At 39.4% G+C, this 18,485-nt stretch carries 13 protein-coding genes; 7 read left to right on the top strand and 6 right to left on the bottom strand.

The window, feature by feature from the left end; translation table 11 throughout:
• The first annotated feature begins 179 nt into the window (after positions 1-179).
• Together JWR87_RS08805 and JWR87_RS08800 are read left to right on the top strand one after the other, a co-directional pair.
• Positions 180-2,279 (top strand): TonB-dependent receptor plug domain-containing protein, encoded by a 2,100-nt coding sequence (locus tag JWR87_RS08805; RefSeq protein WP_297818445.1) that lies wholly within the window; start codon positions 180-182, stop codon positions 2,277-2,279.
• A 107-nt stretch (positions 2,280-2,386) separates the two neighbouring features.
• Entirely contained in the window at positions 2,387-2,818 is a 432-nt protein-coding gene (locus JWR87_RS08800) for a hypothetical protein (protein WP_297818442.1), read from the top strand.
• A gap of 32 nt (positions 2,819-2,850) precedes the next feature.
• Here the strand turns inward: JWR87_RS08800 and JWR87_RS08795 are convergent, their stop codons facing one another.
• A complete protein-coding gene (locus JWR87_RS08795) occupies positions 2,851-3,165 on the bottom strand; it encodes a hypothetical protein (protein ID WP_297818440.1) in 315 nt (104 codons plus the stop codon).
• Between the two features lie 199 nt (positions 3,166-3,364).
• Between JWR87_RS08795 and JWR87_RS08790 the strand changes: the two genes are divergently transcribed.
• The 5 genes from JWR87_RS08790 to JWR87_RS08770 all read left to right on the top strand — a co-directional run bounded on the left by JWR87_RS08790 (position 3,365) and on the right by JWR87_RS08770 (position 8,930).
• A complete protein-coding gene (locus JWR87_RS08790; protein ID WP_297818438.1) occupies positions 3,365-3,607 on the top strand; it encodes a hypothetical protein in 243 nt (80 codons plus the stop codon).
• Positions 3,608-4,748: 1,141 nt separating this feature from the next.
• Positions 4,749-6,005, top strand: a complete 1,257-nt coding sequence (locus JWR87_RS08785; RefSeq protein WP_297818436.1) for a TRAFs-binding domain-containing protein — start codon at positions 4,749-4,751, stop codon at positions 6,003-6,005.
• A gap of 247 nt (positions 6,006-6,252) precedes the next feature.
• Complete coding sequence (locus JWR87_RS08780) at positions 6,253-6,750, top strand: OsmC family protein (protein WP_297818433.1); 498 nt, start codon at positions 6,253-6,255, stop codon at positions 6,748-6,750.
• A gap of 70 nt (positions 6,751-6,820) precedes the next feature.
• Complete coding sequence (locus JWR87_RS08775; RefSeq protein ID WP_297818431.1) at positions 6,821-7,660, top strand: GMP synthase; 840 nt, start codon at positions 6,821-6,823, stop codon at positions 7,658-7,660.
• A gap of 73 nt (positions 7,661-7,733) precedes the next feature.
• Positions 7,734-8,930 (top strand): hypothetical protein, encoded by a 1,197-nt coding sequence (locus JWR87_RS08770; RefSeq protein ID WP_297818429.1) that lies wholly within the window; start codon positions 7,734-7,736, stop codon positions 8,928-8,930.
• Between the two features lie 118 nt (positions 8,931-9,048).
• Here the strand turns inward: JWR87_RS08770 and JWR87_RS08765 are convergent, their stop codons facing one another.
• The 5 genes from JWR87_RS08765 to JWR87_RS08745 form a co-directional block, all read right to left on the bottom strand.
• On the bottom strand, positions 9,049-9,528 hold the full coding sequence (locus tag JWR87_RS08765; RefSeq protein WP_297818427.1) for a TlpA disulfide reductase family protein: 480 nt from the start codon (positions 9,526-9,528) through the stop codon (positions 9,049-9,051).
• A 251-nt stretch (positions 9,529-9,779) separates the two neighbouring features.
• A complete protein-coding gene (locus JWR87_RS08760) occupies positions 9,780-11,846 on the bottom strand; it encodes a putative porin (RefSeq protein WP_297818424.1) in 2,067 nt (688 codons plus the stop codon).
• 129 nt (positions 11,847-11,975) lie between these two features.
• Positions 11,976-12,797, bottom strand: coding sequence for a purine-nucleoside phosphorylase (locus tag JWR87_RS08755; protein WP_297818422.1), 822 nt, complete (start codon positions 12,795-12,797; stop codon positions 11,976-11,978).
• A gap of 293 nt (positions 12,798-13,090) precedes the next feature.
• The gene (locus JWR87_RS08750) at positions 13,091-13,339 is read right to left on the bottom strand and encodes a hypothetical protein (RefSeq protein WP_297818419.1); all 249 of its coding nucleotides are present in this window, start codon (positions 13,337-13,339) and stop codon (positions 13,091-13,093) included.
• Positions 13,340-13,467: 128 nt separating this feature from the next.
• Positions 13,468-18,111 (bottom strand): T9SS type A sorting domain-containing protein, encoded by a 4,644-nt coding sequence (locus tag JWR87_RS08745; protein ID WP_297818416.1) that lies wholly within the window; start codon positions 18,109-18,111, stop codon positions 13,468-13,470.
• Positions 18,112-18,485 lie beyond the last annotated feature (374 nt).

The following is an 18,485-nucleotide window of genomic DNA, read 5'->3' as shown; positions in this document are numbered from 1 at the left end:
TAAGCAGAAAATTTTCTGGTTAAACAAAAACCGCTGTTCAGTCGACTTTGAAAAAGACTTCAAATACTACCATCTCAAAAAATCAATTCACCCTTTGTTTTTGCCATGCTACCTGCAGTGCCTGCTACCAAATGCATTTTAATTGAAAGTTGATACAAAATTTTACATTTCTTTGAACTATGGATTATAAAACCACATCTATTTGTGTAGCGACGCAGGCAAGAAAATTTCTTGTTTATCTTTTTGCCTTATTACCTTTTTTCTTAAATGGACAAACGACAGATACCATCAAAGAAAGTACGCTGCAAGAAGTTGTAGTTAAAGCTTATGAGCAGAACAGGCGGTTAAAAGAAATACCGGCGGCAATTAACTACGTAGGTCCATCCGCTTTAGCACGATTTGGTCCTACCTCGATAGTACAGGCCATAAACTCAACGCCGGGCGTTAGGTTGGAAGAAAGATCTCCGGGTAGTTACCGTATGAACATTAGGGGCAGCTCGCTACGCTCGCCTTTTGGAGTAAGGAATGTGAAAGTATATTTCAATGATATTCCGATCACTGATCCGGGTGGAATTACCTACATCAATCAATTAGGGTATTATAACATAAATTCTCTTACGGTAATTAAAGGACCTGGTAGCAGCTTATACGGTGCAGGAACCGGGGGTGTTTTACTAGTAGAAAGCATGCGGGAAAATGAACAAGCGGCCGTAGAGGCAGAATATACCGCTGGCAGTTACCACATGCAAAACATGCACATAGCCGCCACAACAGCCTCAGATAAAATGACAAGCAGACTGGGCATGCAGCACCAGGAAAGCAATGGCTTCAGAAATCATTCGGCCATGAAGAGAGATGTTTTTAGCTGGAATGGCCAATTTAATTTAGGCGATAACAAGCAATTAAAAACCACATTCTTGTACGGCAACCTCTATTACCAGACACCGGGAGCATTAACGCAAGCAGAATATAGTCTTAACCCAAAAGCTGCCCGCCCTGCAGCAGGCGCATTTCCCGGAGCTGAAGGTGCACAGGCTGCCGTGATGCAAAAGCAGGTGATAGCCGGCGCTTCTTACTCTCAACAATTATTATCGAAGCTGACAAATAAGACGGTTTTTTACGGAATGTTTACTGACTTCCGTAATCCTGCAATTCAAAATTATGGCCATAATTCGGAGCCGCATTTCGGAGGTCGTACGGTTTTTAATTTTACAGACTCCTTTAAAAGGTCAGCTTTACATATTGATTTGGGAGCAGAATTACAACAAGGATTTACCACAATAAGTATTTACAAAAATGCTTTAGGCAGAGCAGACTCTCTACGCACTTTCGACGAAATTGTTAATAGGCAGGGATTGGTGTTTACGCAAGCATCATTCGATAATAAGGACTGGACAATTACTGCCAGTGCAAGTCTTAATTTTTTACAAGTCAACTTCGAACGTTTTTCGCCAGCCTCTTCAGGTAAACAAAAACGTACTTTCAGTAACCAGGTGGCACCTCGTTTTGCTGTCTTAAAAAAGTTTCAACAAATAAATATTTACTCCAGTATATCCCGTGGCTTCTCGCCACCTACCACAGCAGAACTTATTCCAACGGGTGGCGCCGCAAACCTTGACCTAAACGCCGAACAAGGAACAAACTATGACTTAGGCATAAAAGGAACGATTGCCCGTAAAATGACAATTGATGTAAATGCTTTTATTTTCTCTTTAGACAATGCTATTGTACAGCGTCGAACAGCGGGAGGTGGAGACTTTTATATCAACTCGGGCAAAACAAACCAACGCGGTATTGAAACTTCAATAAATTACCCTTTTCTGCAGTCAGCGACCTTTATGCAAAGAAGCAATTTTTGGTTAAGTCATACCTGGTACGACTTCGAGTACAAAGAATTTAAACAATTGAACAACGATTTCTCGGGTAACAAGATGCCGGCTGTGGCTCCTCATACCATATCAACTGGTTTTGATTTCCTTACTAAAATTGGCATCCTCGGTTCAATCAACTATTACTTTAGTGATAAGATTGCATTGAATGATGCTAATACAGCCTACGCGAATAAGTACCACCTGGTAGGATTAAGAATCGGTTATCAAGCCCCGTTAGGCAGAAAACTGCAAATGAGAATAGCCGCTGGAGCAGATAATTTGCTGGATCAGAAGTACAGTTTGGGAAATGATGCAAACGGTTTTGGTGGCCGTTATTACAACGCCGCTGCAGGAAGGAATTATTATGCATCATTAGCAATACAATTTGCCGGCAATCGACAACAATAACAAAAAGCTGTTGAACAATTAGCAAACAGTTGCGCCTCTAACTTGTGGCAATAAAATTGAGATTAGCTTTTAAGACCATAGGGTGCAGAATTAAAAAGCCAAGCTATATGAAAAGTGCTGTATTAATTGCTTTTACTGTTTTGGTTATTTTTATAATAGGTTGTAAGAAAGACAATAGTGAACCCAAAAGTGACATTGAAGGCAAGTGGGAACTAGTAAGAGTACAGGGAGGAAGGGCAGCTGAAATATATTACCCTGCCGGAAATGGCAATATTTTAAAATTCACTAATTCAAAATATGAGGCTTTTGAAAATGGTCGACCGGCAAAAAGCGGCAGCTTTGCCGTAATTAACGATCCCTTTGCCGAAAGGGAACTGTGCCTCGTTCTACCGGACAACACGTATCGGCAGAGAATAATTTATAATAATGACGATAACAGTAGTAAAGTCTTTTACCAAATTAAAAACGACACCTTATCTCTTCTCTCCGGATGCTTTGCATCTGATGCCGGATTAAATAAAGAATATGTGAAACGATAAATAGATAAGGCCTTACATTCAAAAAGCTAATGCTACTTTATTGGAGTAAATTCTATAGCGATCGTAGTGTTATTACCAACGCTATCTAAGCCTTCAAACTGTTTCTGTTCAATATGCCCTATTAACTTGCCGTCAAAAATAAACTCCTGCTTTATTGGATTGCTTCCTTCCACCGATTTTAAAGAAAATCTTTGTTCGTCGGCTTGTGTCGGTTCTCTTTGCAAGCATTCTTTTTTAGCTTCATAAATAATTTTTCCATAGTTCTCCTGTAAGTGCTCAATCGAACTATCGAGGAAAGAGGTATCTACTTGTCCTTCAGCTATTGCCTTAAAATCTTCTACGTTCATAAAAATTATTTTAAATATTCTTTTCAGACCTTTAAAAAGCGAATTTACCGATTAACTCATATACCCTATTGACGACTTTAAGTTTTGTTTTTATTTTCATTTCGGTCACTATAGCGTTTATCAACACTTGCATTGTTTGTTCTATCTATTCATCTTCTCAGCAAGGCAAAGATTTACGGTCCTATAAAATTTATTATAAATGATAACCATCAGTAGCGAGACTAAGTTATTTGAGCTTTGTCAAAAGGCAGTAGCTGTTGAAGAAGAAATTATCCAACAAGAAAAAAGGTATCACGATGCCGTTATTAAAGGATGTACAGCATCGTTTATCGTATCGATAAGAGAAACGATAAAATTACTTTACAGAAAAGAAATACTTTTTTACCAGGTAATCGAAAATAGGCTGAAATATCTTTTAGCCGATACAGGTTTTTACCCCTAACGGTCTCACCAAAAAAGGGTCTTGATCTTACGCGACAGCTCTTTTTCCTATAGCGATATTCATTGAAAACTTGCATTCGTTTGAATCGGTGTTACTAAAATTAATTTTATTGTACATTACACAATATCCAGCATATCTGGGTTCTTATGCATACAATTAAAATACCTTTTATCATTTCAATCCTTGCTTTACTGTGGGTCCTGCTTTTAAGTCTTCTGCTTTCTTTTATGATTTTCAGCTTTATTTTCTATTACTTTTCCCAGAGAAAATCGATAGAAAGACATTACAGTCCTCTGTCAGTGATTGTTGACTTCAAGTCTTTTTATTAAGCTTTATAAAGCTATTGCTTCACTACTTATATGGATTGAGTGTGTAATCGATACTTTTTTTTACCATGCCGATATTGCGCTACCTGTAATAGAAACACCTCAACTAGTTACATTGTCAGAATGAAGATTTATTAAAAAAAGTTTAAGCTCTTGTTTCTGGAGGTTAGTACGTATAGATTTATAGTAATACTCGTTATGAAAGCAATACCACTGATCGTAATATTTATTATTTTCTGCTTCACCTTTATCCCTGTTATCATCGGTGCGGTTATTTTAGGTACGTTAAACAACTTCTATATCTGTTCCATGGAAATACTTAAGTTGAATTTGAAGAAGACTGCTCCCGCCACTTCAATCATTATATACTGTTACAGTAGCTTTTTGAGCTAAACATCTTTCGCTTTAAGGCTAAAAGTGACAAATTCACCTAAAGAAAACCTTAAAATCTCTTCATTTTCTTACCCGCATTACTATCACGTGCGCTGAAAATTTAAATTTTCTTCAAGTATCATAATTATTTAAAGTAATAATTCCTTTGGTGTACAAAACCAACCTTAATATAACCCTAGCTATTATTTCGCAGGGTATCCTTTTTTCAGTTGTGCAAACAAGATGAACACGTGTAGTTCTCTCAACTAATCCTCTTTTTTGGAAGCGTTCTTAATATTAAACTGCAGTCAAATCCTTTCTTTTAATGCTCATATTGTCAGCGTATATTAGTCTCAAGATAATACCCTTTCGAGGTTCTTCCAGCTTAAAAGAAGTGAAGTATTGCAACTATTCCAATCTTTCAATAACAGCAAAACTGAAATATGCCGGACAAGAAAAAGTGTTTTGTTATAATGGGATTTGGTGAGAAAACAGACCTTGCCACAAGCAGAATTTTAGACCTTGACAAGACGTACCGGATTATTATTAAGAAGGCGGTTGAAGAAGCGGGACTGGAATGCATAAGGGCTGACGACATCATTCATTCAGGCATTATAGACAAGCCAATGTATGAACTACTTTTTGCTGCCGATGTCGTAGTTGCCGATCTTTCAACTTCTAATGCAAATGCAATATATGAGCTTGGTGTCCGCCATGCGCTTAGACCTTGTACCACCATTGTTATTGCTGAGAAACAATTTAAATTCCCTTTCGATATTGGCCACCTGCTTATTCGTCCTTACGAGCATTTGGGCAAAGGAATTGATGCTGAAGAGGCCGACCGGGTAAGAGCAGAATTAAAAAAGGCGATACAAACGGTGCTTGAGAAACAAGATGTTGACAGTCCTGTTTTTACCTTCCTTCCTAATCTTGCAATGGCAAAGTTGATAGACAAATTACAGGAAAAAATAGAAGAAGCGGCAGTTAAGGCCGACGAAAATACAAGCGAGTTGATGGAGCTGTTTAAGGAAGCACGCGCCGACGAAAATTGGAAAGGAGCTAAACGGAACCTAAAACGGCTATTTGAAAAACGGCCAAAGGATGACTATATAATTCAACAGCTGGCACTCGCAACTTATAAAGGCAAAGATCCCGATGCTTTAACCGCTCTTGAAGAAGCAAAACAGATACTTCAAAGCCTTAACCCTCAGCAGACCGCAGACCCCGAAACATTAGGAATTTGGGGTGCGATACATAAACGTTTATGGGAATTGAAACAGGATCGCCAATACCTGGACGAAGGTATTTGGGCATACGAGAAAGGTTTCTACCTTAAAAACGATTACTACAATGGCATCAACTTCGCCTTTCTTCTGAATGTGCGTGCTACCATTTCAGCAGGAAAAGAGGCAATTGCCGACATTGTAATTGCAGAACGGGTTCGCAAAAAGGTATTGGCAATTTGTGAAGATCTTTTAAAAAAGGGGATGAAAGATGATGAAGGCAACCCCGATAAGGAGCAACTGTTCTGGCTACACGCGTCCATTGCAGAAGCGCTGACAGGAATAGGCGAAAACGAAAAAGCAAAAGAAGCGCTGGCTTCTGCAGTAAAAGAAGCACCAGAGTCATGGATGAAAGAAACCTTAAATGAGCAGCTTGAAAAACTTAAGCAATTGTTGGAAACGGCACCTGTTGTATAAAAAATAGCAGGCGTTTTACAAACTTATAAGATGAAAACCCAAGCCGCAGAGAATAATTCAAAGCTTTGAAAGATCTAAACGTTTGTCTTGGCAAGGCCACAATTCTTATTAATAATTATTTAGTAATTATTTTTATTACCTGGCTGAATCACTCTTATTTAGCACTGTTGTGTCACTCACTTGTACTACAGTTCCCTGAGCAACTTTTCCTGCATAAGCATTAGTAATATCGTGATCTTTAACCTTGATGCATAAAAAACATAACTATTGCCTCGAAATCAGATGGGCAGGCAACACGGGGCAGGGTACGAATAACTACAGATCGTACGAACGTAGTCATATTGTGTCTATTGAAGGAAAACCGCCTTTGCAATGTTCCTCCGATGCTGCCTTTCGGGGAGATAAAACAAAATATACACCCGAGGAATTACTAGTGGCTTCATTGGCCGGATGCCACATGCTTTGGTACCTGCACTTATGCTCAGAAGCAGGAATTGTTGTAGTAGCTTATTTTGATAATGCCACAGGCACAATGGTTGAAACAAAAGACGGAAGCGGATATTTCACAGAAGTTACACTTCAACCAACCGTTACTGTGCTAACGGATTCAATGGTTGACAAAGCTAATGAGTTGCATAAAAAAGCAAACGAAATGTGCTTCATAGCAAAGTCTGTTAACTTTCCTGTCCATCACCAACCATCTTGTAGTGTAAAGCTGGAACAGGGCGAAATAGCAAAGCTGTAGTGCTCCTTAAAAAATCATTTAAACCGCCTTTAACCATTCCTTTGGGGCAGAAGGAGTACTTTTGCGGGCTATGGATTGGAATGAAAAGCGCATAATACGTATAGCTATTCTTGATATGAATGAGGGAAAAGAGAATCAGGGTATGCGTTGTATAAGAGAAATCATTAACCAGTGGGGCGAGGCAAATCGTTTGGAAATTGTACTGCAAGAATTTGAAGTTCGGGTAAAACATCAAACTCCGGGAACTGATTTTGACATTTACATTTCCTCGGGGGGCCCCGGGTCGCCGCTTGAAAGTGAGGGCAGCGAATGGGAAAATCTTTACTTTGAATGGATTCGAAACATAGAGAATTGGAACAACAACCCCTATAATTATACAAAGAAGCATAGTTTCTTTATCTGTCACAGTTACCAGTTGATTACCCGTTTTTTTAATATTGCTAATGTTTGTAAAAGAAATAAAAATTCGTTTGGCGTTTTTCCCATGCACTTAATGGATGACGCATCAGAAGAATTTGTTTTTGACGGATTGAAGAACCCATTTTATGCAGTTGACAGTCGCGATTTCCAGGTAATAGAACCTGACTATAAAAAGATGGAAGAAATGGGGGCAAAAATTTTAGCGCTTGAAAAAGAGAGGCCTCATGTACCGTTGGAAAGAGCAATAATGGCAATTCGTTTCAATGACTACTTTATAGGAACACAATTTCATCCGGAAGCAGATGCTATTGGCATGAGTATGTACCTGCAGAGAGAAGACAAAAAGAAAGGTATAATAGAAAATTTTGGCGAACACAAATGGAGCAGCATGTTAGAGCAACTCAACGATCCTGATAAAATCTTATTCACCTACCAGCATATTCTGCCGAATTTCTTAAATCATGCAGTTGACAACCTGGTTGCAGCATAAGAAGAATATAATTATTTAAAATCCCTGCTGCATGGCCGGGATTTTTTATTTGAAATAAAACAAACTCAATTAAATGGTTTCCTCAATTAGAAGTGCTTTCAACTCAAATTTTACGGAAGAGAAATACCAGGAATATATAAAGGAATTGAATGCTCCCTACCCTAACGAACTTGAATTTAGAGTTGCCGAAACGCCGGTTTTTTGCGATAAAGCTTTTAAAGAAAAAATACTATCGGCTTGTGAACATATTGTAGATGTAATTGTGTCTCCGACATTTAAAGAGGAGTCTGCAAAAGCTATCCCAAAAGAACTCAATGTACCGGGCGAAAGTGCAATAAGCAATTTCATTGCTTTCGATTTTGGCCTATGCGAAAACGAACGGGGAGAATTGGAGCCACAATTAATTGAAATGCAGGGCTTCCCTACTATGTTTGCCTTTCAGCTTTGGCAAGACGAAGCTGCAAGAAAAGTATTTGACATACCGGCGAATTATGAAAGTTATTTAAATGGATTTAACAAGGATACTTATACTCAATTACTAAAGGAAATTCTCCTAAACGGGCACCCGTCGGAAAATGTTATATTGCTCGAAATTTTCCCCGAGAAGCAAAAGACAAGAATAGATTTCTTTTTTACCAAGGATTATACAGGTGTAAAGCAAGTTTGCTTAACAAGTTTGATTAAAAAAGGGAATAAATTATTTTATAGTAATAATGGTGTTGAAACCGAAATCAAGAGAATCTATAATCGTGTGATATTTGATGATCTACAACAGCAGTCACCTGAAGTGCAGGAAAAAGGTAAAATCTTATTTGAAGACTTGGACGTAGAATGGGTGCCGCATCCTAATTGGTTTTTCCGTATCAGCAAATACACTTTACCCTTTCTGAGACACCAGTTTGTACCCGAAACAAGGTTTTTAAATGAGATTGGGGAAATACCATCAGATCTTGAAAATTATGTTTTAAAACCTTTGTTCTCATTTGCCGGACAGGGAGTTGTAATAGACCTAACAAAGGATGATATAGACAAAGTAACCGACCCGGAAAACTGGATACTACAACAGAAAGTAAAATACGCAGACGTAATAGTAACACCCGACGGACCGGCGAAAGCTGAAATACGGATTTTTTATTTCTGGAAAGATGGAGAACCAAGACCTATTGCCACTAATAACCTGGCACGTATAAGTAAAGGGAAAATGATTGGTGTCAGGTATAATAAAGACAAGACATGGGTTGGAGGAACACTGGCGTATTTTGAAAAATAGTATCGAGACTTTTAGATAATAAAAAAGAGTGCATAGATATTATTTACAGCACTCTTCCTCTAAAAAGATCTTTGATAAATACAAGAATAGAAACAACCGCCTTGGTATGTAATGTTAGTTATAATAACCTTTTAAGCCACTTCTCCAGCTCATCCTTTTGCGGCCCTGCTGCTATAATTGTACCTTCCTTATCAATTAGAAAAGTTGATGGAATGTATTGAAGGTTCCACGTTTGTGTTAGTTCATTTCCTCTTTCTGCCTTTACATCTATCACCTGTAGCCACTCCGTTTTGTCTTGTTGTACTGCATTAGACCATGCATTTTTATTACCGTCTATTGATACGGCAAATACCTCGAGCCCCTTGTCTTTATACTGCTTATAAAGAGATACCATTTTACGATTGCTTTGTCTGCATGGTCCGCACCACGAAGCCCAAAAGTCCAGCAGCACTACTTTTCCCTTCAGAGACGATAACTTAATTATTTCGCCCTTGTTGTTTGGCAGCGATATGTCGGGAGCCTTGCTACCAACAGGCGGTTGAGCAACTACACTGGTAAGAAAGGAAGATAGGAAAAGGCCAATCAAAAATATTTTCATGAGAATTAAGTTAAGAAGAATTGCGCTAAGCATTAGGGCCAAAGCCAAGTAAAAATAGGATTTATGAAATAATTATCTCATAATGCTGATAACGTCTGATTTATTGTTCTCCACACGGAATTATTATACTCTTTTATATAGTAGCCACTTTTTCGCAACAAAAAAGTAGCAAAAAGAACCAACAGATGAACGAAATGCGTCGCAAGGATGATGCTATGAAATACTTCGGCAGGTACCAAAGAACCTAAAAACTAATTAATAAATGTCCACCACACACCTAGCCTAAACCAAAAACCCCTATCAGGGTAAAATGGTGCATTGTAATTGTGTTTAGTGAAACCTGGAGATCCTGTATTTGTTCCGAATGTATTTAAATTTTCAGCCCGTATAAAAGCTGAAAACCTTTTAATGCGAAAATTAAAAAAGCCTGTTACTTCGGGTCGGTTACTTATTGTATACTGATTTTGATAAAAGAACTGCCCGATAAAAGGAGAATAATTGTCAGCTTTATAGGGAGTATTATATCTCAACTCAAGACCGATAGAGTAATGCATATTCTTATAATAAACACCGTCAAACGAAATTCTGTTATTTGTGTAAATTAAAGGAAGATTAAGTGGAGGATTGCCTACCGCCTGTTGAAAATGGATTTCAGAAAACAAATTAAGTACGCGGGTTAGCTTTAGCTGCTTTTTCGCCGATACGTGCAAAATATTGAACAGTGTACCCGTTTGTGCCGGCGAAAAGAAATTATCAAAATACATATAATTGCTAACAAGGTAATACTCGCCGGTAAGTGAGAAACGCAATGCGTCGTTATTTAAAGACCCGCTAAGTTTGGTAATATTTTCTTTATTATAACTTCCCGAAACGGTGGTGGGAAAGGTTGTTTCCTGACGAAAAAGAAAAGACGGAGAACGGTTCACGTTTTGAAAACCCAGTTCAAGATAGCCCAGTTTCTTACTGATCTCTCTTTTTAAACTTGCCTGCGCCGAATAATCGCCATTATTAAGTCCATTCAAATACAACTTGCCGATTGCTTCAAGGTCCCACTTTTGGTTGCGCGTTCTGTTACGATATTCTCCTGCCACATATATATTGTGATACTTGCGCCGTGCATAATCGAAAGTGGCATTTATGAATTCGTAACCTGCGCCAGCTTTAAGAAATTGGTTTAAATTGTTTTTCTCAGGAAAAGAAATAATGCTGAAATCGTTGTTAATAATGCGGTATTTATCGCGAAAAGTGACAGTATCATTAAAGATGGGTGTACCAAAATATCGGAGATAATCGAGCGCTTTATTTGTTCCCAAAAACAAATCGCGAAATTCGAACTGCTGACCGGTCACCGTCAAGCTATGCTGAAACCTGATACGGGGATAAAACAAACGAACAACAGTACTGTCATTTACAATTAATGAATCACTTTGCCCCACGTCGTACTGGTGCCTTAAAAAGAACACCGTTTCGTTGTATACATTACCAGTGGTAACTTTTGTATTAAAGGGATTTCTGAGAAGATTCGAGTCGCCCGATAACCTGGTAGGTATTACAAAGCGATTAGTGAACCGGCTGTCATTTAATAACGTGTCACGTTGAATGCCGCCGTTTTCTGAAGCAAGAAATTTATTGGATAGAAAAACACCGTAAACAGAGTATCGCTTGTTTCTGCTTTGATAATTGCCATTAACACGATAACTATTAAGACTTGTATTTTGATTTTGAAACAAGCCGGGCGAATTGATGAGGCGATATTGTAAAGCCATATTAAAGTTTGGCTTTATGTTTTGGGTATGAATGATATTAATCATCTGCTCTGCCTGGCTTCCCAGCATATATCCGAGTTCTGTAAACGGTCGGGTAGTTTGAAAGAAACGGGTGTCTTCTACTTTAAAGCGATAAATATCAAAGGCATGAAAACCGGGATCAAATCCAGGTTTTAGATTTGGATTGAATAGTAAGGAACGTGCAGCAGTACCTAAATTTCCTAATGTAACAAACTGGGCAGGTATTGGGTAACGCCTGGTGAAATCATTTATTGAAGAGTCTAAGTGCCGAATACGTGTTGAGTCAAAATAACGGAAATAGATAGTTATGGAGTCGTCAGTATTGTCCCTGTGCTTAAGCGAGTCTCCACCAGCACGATTTTGTGAAGGTGTAGTTGGAACAACCCGTCCTTGTGCATCGTAAATAGGGGGAGTTCCTGAACCGATTGGTGGCCGGATTGGCCTATTAATCTGGGCCTGCGCACTGCTGGCAAATAATGACAACAAGGCTATGGCTATAAGAAAAAAACGATAAAGAAAATTTCGATTCATTGAGTACGGCTAAAAATAGCACGCAAAGTAAAGTAATGGTGTCAACAAAAAGATAAATCGAAAAGCTACCTACCAGCCCTTACTGCTAGCTACTAATTTAAAACAATAACGTTGCGACAGCCATCGGGCTTACAGCTCTGCAATAAGTTGAGTAAAGATTGCTGTGAGCTTAGGCTCTGCATCGCGTGCCGCCTGCAGTACTTCTTCATGGGTGATGGTGTTTTCTTCTTCCCGTATTCCTATATCGGTTATTACGCTCATTGCAAAAACCCGCATGTCGGCATGCACTGCTGCGATAACCTCCTGAACGGTACTCATTCCAACAGCGTCACCGCCTAAAATTTGTATTAACTGATATTCAGCTCTTGTCTCAAATGTAGGTCCTGTTACACCTGTATACACCCCTGTTTGTAAGGGAATTTGAAGTCTTTCTGCTACCGATTTTGCTTTTGCAATTAAAGCGTGTGAATAGGGCTCACTCATGTCGGGGAAACGGGAGCCTAATTTATCTTCGTTCTTTCCTAAAAGTGGGTTGATTGCAAAAAAGCTGATGTGATCCCTGATTATCATAAGATCGCCCACAGCGAAATTCTTATTTACTCCACCTGCCGCGTTTGAAATAAGTACAGTGTCAACGCCCAACATTTTCATCACCCTAACAGGGTAGACTACTTGTTGCGGTGTATACCCCTCGTAGAAATGAAAACGCCCTGCCATTGCAACTACCTTTTTGCCACCCATTTCTCCAAAAATCAGTTTACCGGAATGCCCCTCAACCGTACTAACAGGAAAATGAGGAAGGTCGCTATAAGAAATTTCAATTTCAACTTCCATTTCCCCTATAAAATTCCCCAGACCGCTGCCAAGTATAATACCTATTGTTGGGGTAGAAGTACATTGTTGACGAATGAAAGCAGTGGTTTCATTCAATTGATCTATGAGCAGGGACATATTATTTTATTAACGGCGCAAATATAATTGATAAAGTGTACGGTAAAAGAAAGGAGAGTATGAGCAGGCCTGCATTAGAAAGTTGCGAAATAACTCTTTTTAGAAAAGCTGCGAGAACACGGTGTTAATCCAATTTCTTGTTCGCCCCGGTCTCTTTCGCCATCTCATATTGCCACGACGCTTTGCTTTTGAAGAAGGGAGATTTTTTATAGAAACTGCCGTGAAACAAATCGCTGAATAATTTGCGCAACGATTACTTATTTATTTTTAACCCTTCTTTTAAAAATCATACTTTAGCGAGATATCCTGTTGTTTTTTTCAGCTTCAATATCCCAACTAAAATAGTCGTTGTTTGTCGACAAATTATTAATAAACATCAACTCCTCTTTACCTTTCAAAAGGTCTTCCTCAAACTCGTCAAGTATTTTTTCAATGTTACTCCACACCATTTCAAGTTTATCCTTTCCTTTAACTACCTGCAATGGGCTAAGTTTTTCTTCCAACGGCAAAGCAACTTGTTTTTGTAAGTCTCGACTACTCATTTCTTTTCTTTACTTAATAACGTATATTAAAAGAACAGTAGTGTAAAATATACCTATAAAAGACTTCTTCGGGTACGCCTCTACCTAAATTGGATATTTGTTATAAATCAGCCTTTTCCTTGTTGAAATTATTGGACTAATACTGAAATTGTTTCTTTATCTAAATTATCAGAAACATGCAATTGATATACTCCTTTTGGTAAAAATGTTTTTAGTTCGATTGAATGATTTGCAGAACCGCCACCATGGGAAATAGTACCGTTGTGTACTTTGTCGCCCAAGCTATTAAACAGACTAACGTTATAGTTTGCTTTTTTAATCCCGGTAAACTGAAGCCTTATCACTTTTCCCTGAATAGGGTTTGGAAAGAGTGTTATGACTGAAACCCCTTTTTCCAATTTCACTTTGGCAACGTTGCTATATTTTATGGCACCCTCTTTATCAACAGACTTAATCTTGTAAAAATTATCTCCCTTGTTAGGCATCAAATCGAACCAGGTGTAGTTTGATGATGTTCCCGGGTCTATTTTAGCTTTTACAGTTCCCGCCGTTACAAACCGGTGCCCATCAACAGATTTTTCTATCTCGTATCTATCCATATTACTCTCTGATTCGGCAATCCATCCCACTTCAACTCCGCCGTTTTTTTCTACAGCTTTTATACCTAACAGGTGTAAAGGAAGTGTTGTAAATTTTTCAAAAATAATCTTATAACGGTCTGGTGCAGTAGAGGCAGCGTCAGAAGTAATTGTAACAGGAACCACGGTTTCACCAGTTGTATTAAGCTGGGTGATAGTACTTAAATATTTATCTTTCAGGTATGCCTCAAGCCCATAAGAGAAATTATTAAAATTGAGTTTTAACAGGTAATTTTTCTGAGTTAACTGCCACAGTTTTAATTGTATTGAGTCTCCTGTTGCTACCGGTCTACGCGCCTCTATACTAAGTAGATTTCCACTGCTTATTATTGCTATATTTTCGTCTTGGTTTGCAAACTTATAAGAGTCTTCTTTTCCAATTGAATTATCAAAATCCTCAGAAAAATAAACTTTGGCCCCGTCGGCTGATTCAGACGTTTGCTGCTGTGCTGGCAATAATATTTGCACAGAAACATTTGGCAATTCACTTCCTGTTCTAAAAACAGGTCTGTGCAAACCAGCTTTGTCTGTTTCTTTAAAAGTGATAGAAGGATTTGGACCAGATGACTGAACAAAGAATGATTGTCCTGACTGTATGTAATTATCCGCAATTGAACCGTTGTTACTTACTGCTCCAACAATGCAGTTGTATACACTATACCCTCCCCTTCCTCCACTGCCGGCTATGGTTGGGTCGAAAATATAAATCGTACCTCCAATGTCTGTTTTATTAACAGTGAGCCAATTAATAGCAGAAGCATAAGGATTGGCTATGAGATTGTATGCATTCGGTGTTACTGAAAGATTAGCAAGATTGGCTGTAGCGGCGGAGCCTGATTTAACTACAGTAAAATTGCCTGTAACAACTGTTCCTGTCGCCCTTAACGTGGTGGGTGTCGGCGTTGGCGTATTGCTATTCATATCAATGTTTCTGTCACCCCTTACAATAATTCTATACGCATTTCCTGCGGTCATTACTCCGCCGGTATTTGGTATTGGTACCCAGGCCTGCCCTACGTTGTTGAAAGTAAACATAGAAGGGTTATGCGTTTGGGTAGGATCAAACCCATTAGTTGTATCGCCCATGCCGGTTATGTTAGTACCATAACCGGGGTAAGGAGCAACCCTGTTGTACCGATCCGGATTGAGCGAATTTTCCATCCAGTTAAATTTTATACTCTTCGTAGAGTTTACCGGGGCAGTTGCAAGGCGGTAAGCTCTTTTTGCCGGCATGTACCTTTCAACAATGACCAACCCGCTTATGGTATTGCCTGAATTTATTCCAGCATTCGTAATATCCTTTATCTGAGCGTCGGAAGTTGCAACAGAAGCAAGTGTTAGCGAGTCCCCAGTTGTAAAGACAGTATTATTTACATTACCAAACGCTACAGATCCTGTTACTCTCAGTGGACCCGATAACTTTATTCCCCCTGCATTACTTATGACAATATCCTTAATCGTTTTCAGGTTAAAAATCTTAGAAGGAATGACCTGGTAAGAATTAGAAGCAAATTCAACTTTTCCCGCTAAGGCATCAACAGAGCCATTATCACTGTTATAAATGATACCGCCAACCTTTAAGGAAGCGGAGTCTACAATCGAAGCGCCAGTTTGAATAGTTAAATTATTGGTTGTTCCAATTCCGGAATAAATAATTGGATATCGAGGCATACCTGATGGTATTACCGTGTTTGAAGTCAACGTTGGTACTCCTCCACAAGACCAGTTGTTTGGGTCGTGCCAGTTCCTGCTCACGGAGCCATTCCAGATTGCATGAATATTTATAGTAAGCGGCGCACTTACCACATAGGTAGGACAACTAGCTGTAGACGCAATGGTGTAATTAACTGTATATGCACCAGGGGTACTAGCCTGAACAACTACAAAACCTGTAGTTCCATTAATGGATAAGCCGGCAGGACTAGAAGAAAACGTTCCGCCGCCAGTACCTGAAAAACTTATAGAAGCGTTTCCTCCGTTAGTGCAGTAGGGATTAGCTGTGTAATTAAAACTGGCTAAAGGCGCTATCGCTGTAGTAACAGTATGCGTAGCAGTCGTAGGGCCGTAACATCCTGTTGCCGTAGCGATGATGGTAGAATTACCTGTCCATCCTGCTGCAAAAGTCACTGCTCCCGTAGAACTTATTATACTGTTGCCGGCCAATGTGCTTATAGCATCGAGGCTATAAGTAATGGAAGTAGCGTTTGAAGCTGATGCAGCATAGGTAGTTGTGGCAGCCGTTTGACAACGGCTAGATGTTGAACCGGCGGTAAATACAGGTGTTCCTACAGGAGCTGTTACGGTTATTGCCGCACTTCCACTTTGAAGTTGCGAACAGGAATTCGGTGAGGAAACACTTACCAGGGTATAAGTGAAACTGCCCGCTGTTGTTGTTGGTTGAGTTAGTGTTACAGAATTTCCTGTAGTAGTTGTAACAGTTTGATTAACTCCGCTATTAATCTTATAAGTGAATGTATAAGGCGCCGTTGCTCCCGAGCCGGTAAATGTTATACTTGGAGCAGTGGAATTTTGACAGACAGTGGCATCGCCACTAATACTGGCTACAGCCGAGGGGTTAACAGTTATAGCAGCACTGGCGCTTTGAAGTTGTGAACAGGAGTTAGCCGAGGATACACTAACTAATGTATAAGTGTAAGTGCCTACGTTTGTTGTAGGTCGGGCTACTGTTACCGAATTCCCTGACGTAGTTGTTACTGTTTGGTCAGATCCCCCATCTATTTTATAAGTAAAAGTATAAGGTGCTGTTGCTCCCCCTCCTGTAAATGTAATGTTTGGCGCAGTAGCATTTTGACAAACAGTTGTCGCTCCGCCAATAGTAGCAGTTGGCAACGGACTAATCGTTATGGTTTCAACATCACTTTGAGTTAAAGTACAGGCATTAGCATCTGCAACGCTTACTAATGTGTAGGCGAAAGTTCCGGCTATTGCAGTGGCTTGAGAAACTGTAACAGAATTTCCACTTGCAGTAACCGTTTGATTTGCTCCTCCACCAATTTTATAAGTGAATGTATAAGGAGCGGTGCCATTGTCACTTGCAAAAGTAATATTTGGTGCAGCCGAATTTTGGCAAATGGTAACACTCCCACTCATTTCTTCAGTTGGAACTGGATTTACCGTTATGGAGGTGGTTGTCGAATATTGAAGAGTAATACCGTACTTATAAGTGACGACATAAGTTCCGGCGTTACTTGCAGACAGATCAACGGCACCTGACACTAAATTAATACTAAGACCTGTTGTAGACGAATACACTCCTCCCGGTATACCTATTTGCGTTACCGGTGCCGTTCCTTCGTTTTTGCAGTACGGTGTGCCGGGATAAGAAATCTGAGTATTGGGCATTAACGCTATAATTTGCGATACTCCTACCTCCGCATCGTTAGAAGCAGTTGCTGATACGCTGCCAGTCGCACCCGCAGTAACTTTTACTCCATGGCTCATTTCCATCGACACACCATACACATTTGGAACCGTCCTCGACGCTATGTCTACTCTTTGAACCATAGGAAAAGTAGCGCCTACAGGGTTAGTCCAGGTTCCACTGGAACCATATGCATGAATGCCGATAACAACTTCATTGGGGTAGGTAGTGTTGATGCTGGGCGAAGAAAAAGTAAGACCTGACCCAGATGGAGCACCCGCATGCTTATCGATAGGACTGTAGCTATTTTCTACACCAGAGAATGCAATGATACCGCCTGCGGACCCTTCACTCTGGTTGAACTTCCACTGGTAAAGGGTCGTAGTTGGAAGCAAATCAGTAGCGGTTACTATTTTATAATAAATGCTTTGCTGGTTGTCCCCGCCTTCTCCCGTACTTCCCGCAGCTGTATTTCTTACAAATACCCATCCCGTTGGCACCCCATTTATATTAACATTCCAGGGTCTTACACTTATCGCTGCTATCATAACGTCTCCCACTTGTAAACTAGCAGGTTTAGAAACATCGAGCGTTTTATCCCCCGATGGGGCTGTACTTTGAGAACTACTCCTATACGTTTGAGCATAAATAGTTGAGGAAAACAAAGAACCTGTGATCAAAACAAAGAGAACAAAAAGGTTTTTGAAATACTTTTTAGATTTTTCCGCTGCTTTATGGTAAAGATTCTTCATAATATTGGTTTAAATGTCAGAGCAAAGACATTGAGCGAAAAGACGTTCACCTCTTGAGAACGTCTTTATATTTTTGACAATCATAACTCACTTACGCACCCACGCTATTAGTCACGTTTCTTCAACCCCCGATCGGCATCCTGCAAATTCAGTCTCTGGTAATTAAAATAAAAAGCTCAATTGAGACTAAATATTGATTTTGTTATAGCATGAATAAAATAATGATGTTAACAACGATTCTGTGCAACGTTTATTATTAAAACCCATACATAATCGGTTGATACTATTAATCCGCGTACCCAAAAACCAATTATTATGGCCAGGTTCGATCAAAAGTATAGACCTCCCTTTAGGCGAACCTTATGCCACTTGCA

It is taken from the genome of Segetibacter sp. (genome assembly GCF_025963695.1).
Lineage (GTDB): Bacteria > Bacteroidota > Bacteroidia > Chitinophagales > Chitinophagaceae > Segetibacter.
This window is presented reverse-complemented; position numbering and strand designations above follow the sequence as displayed.

Bases quoted from the DNA above. Each gene is read 5' to 3' on its own strand.
- JWR87_RS08805 (WP_297818445.1), top strand. From the start codon at position 180: ATGGATTATAAAACCACATCTATTTGTGTAGCGACGCAGGCAAGAAAA.
- JWR87_RS08800 (WP_297818442.1), top strand. From the start codon at position 2,387: ATGAAAAGTGCTGTATTAATTGCTTTTACTGTTTTGGTTATTTTTATA.
- JWR87_RS08795 (WP_297818440.1), bottom strand. From the start codon at position 3,165: ATGAACGTAGAAGATTTTAAGGCAATAGCTGAAGGACAAGTAGATACC.
- JWR87_RS08790 (WP_297818438.1), top strand. From the start codon at position 3,365: ATGATAACCATCAGTAGCGAGACTAAGTTATTTGAGCTTTGTCAAAAG.
- JWR87_RS08785 (WP_297818436.1), top strand. From the start codon at position 4,749: ATGCCGGACAAGAAAAAGTGTTTTGTTATAATGGGATTTGGTGAGAAA.
- JWR87_RS08780 (WP_297818433.1), top strand. From the start codon at position 6,253: ATGCATAAAAAACATAACTATTGCCTCGAAATCAGATGGGCAGGCAAC.
- JWR87_RS08775 (WP_297818431.1), top strand. From the start codon at position 6,821: ATGGATTGGAATGAAAAGCGCATAATACGTATAGCTATTCTTGATATG.
- JWR87_RS08770 (WP_297818429.1), top strand. From the start codon at position 7,734: ATGGTTTCCTCAATTAGAAGTGCTTTCAACTCAAATTTTACGGAAGAG.
- JWR87_RS08765 (WP_297818427.1), bottom strand. From the start codon at position 9,528: ATGAAAATATTTTTGATTGGCCTTTTCCTATCTTCCTTTCTTACCAGT.
- JWR87_RS08760 (WP_297818424.1), bottom strand. From the start codon at position 11,846: ATGAATCGAAATTTTCTTTATCGTTTTTTTCTTATAGCCATAGCCTTG.
- JWR87_RS08755 (WP_297818422.1), bottom strand. From the start codon at position 12,797: ATGTCCCTGCTCATAGATCAATTGAATGAAACCACTGCTTTCATTCGT.
- JWR87_RS08750 (WP_297818419.1), bottom strand. From the start codon at position 13,339: ATGAGTAGTCGAGACTTACAAAAACAAGTTGCTTTGCCGTTGGAAGAA.
- JWR87_RS08745 (WP_297818416.1), bottom strand. From the start codon at position 18,111: ATGAAGAATCTTTACCATAAAGCAGCGGAAAAATCTAAAAAGTATTTC.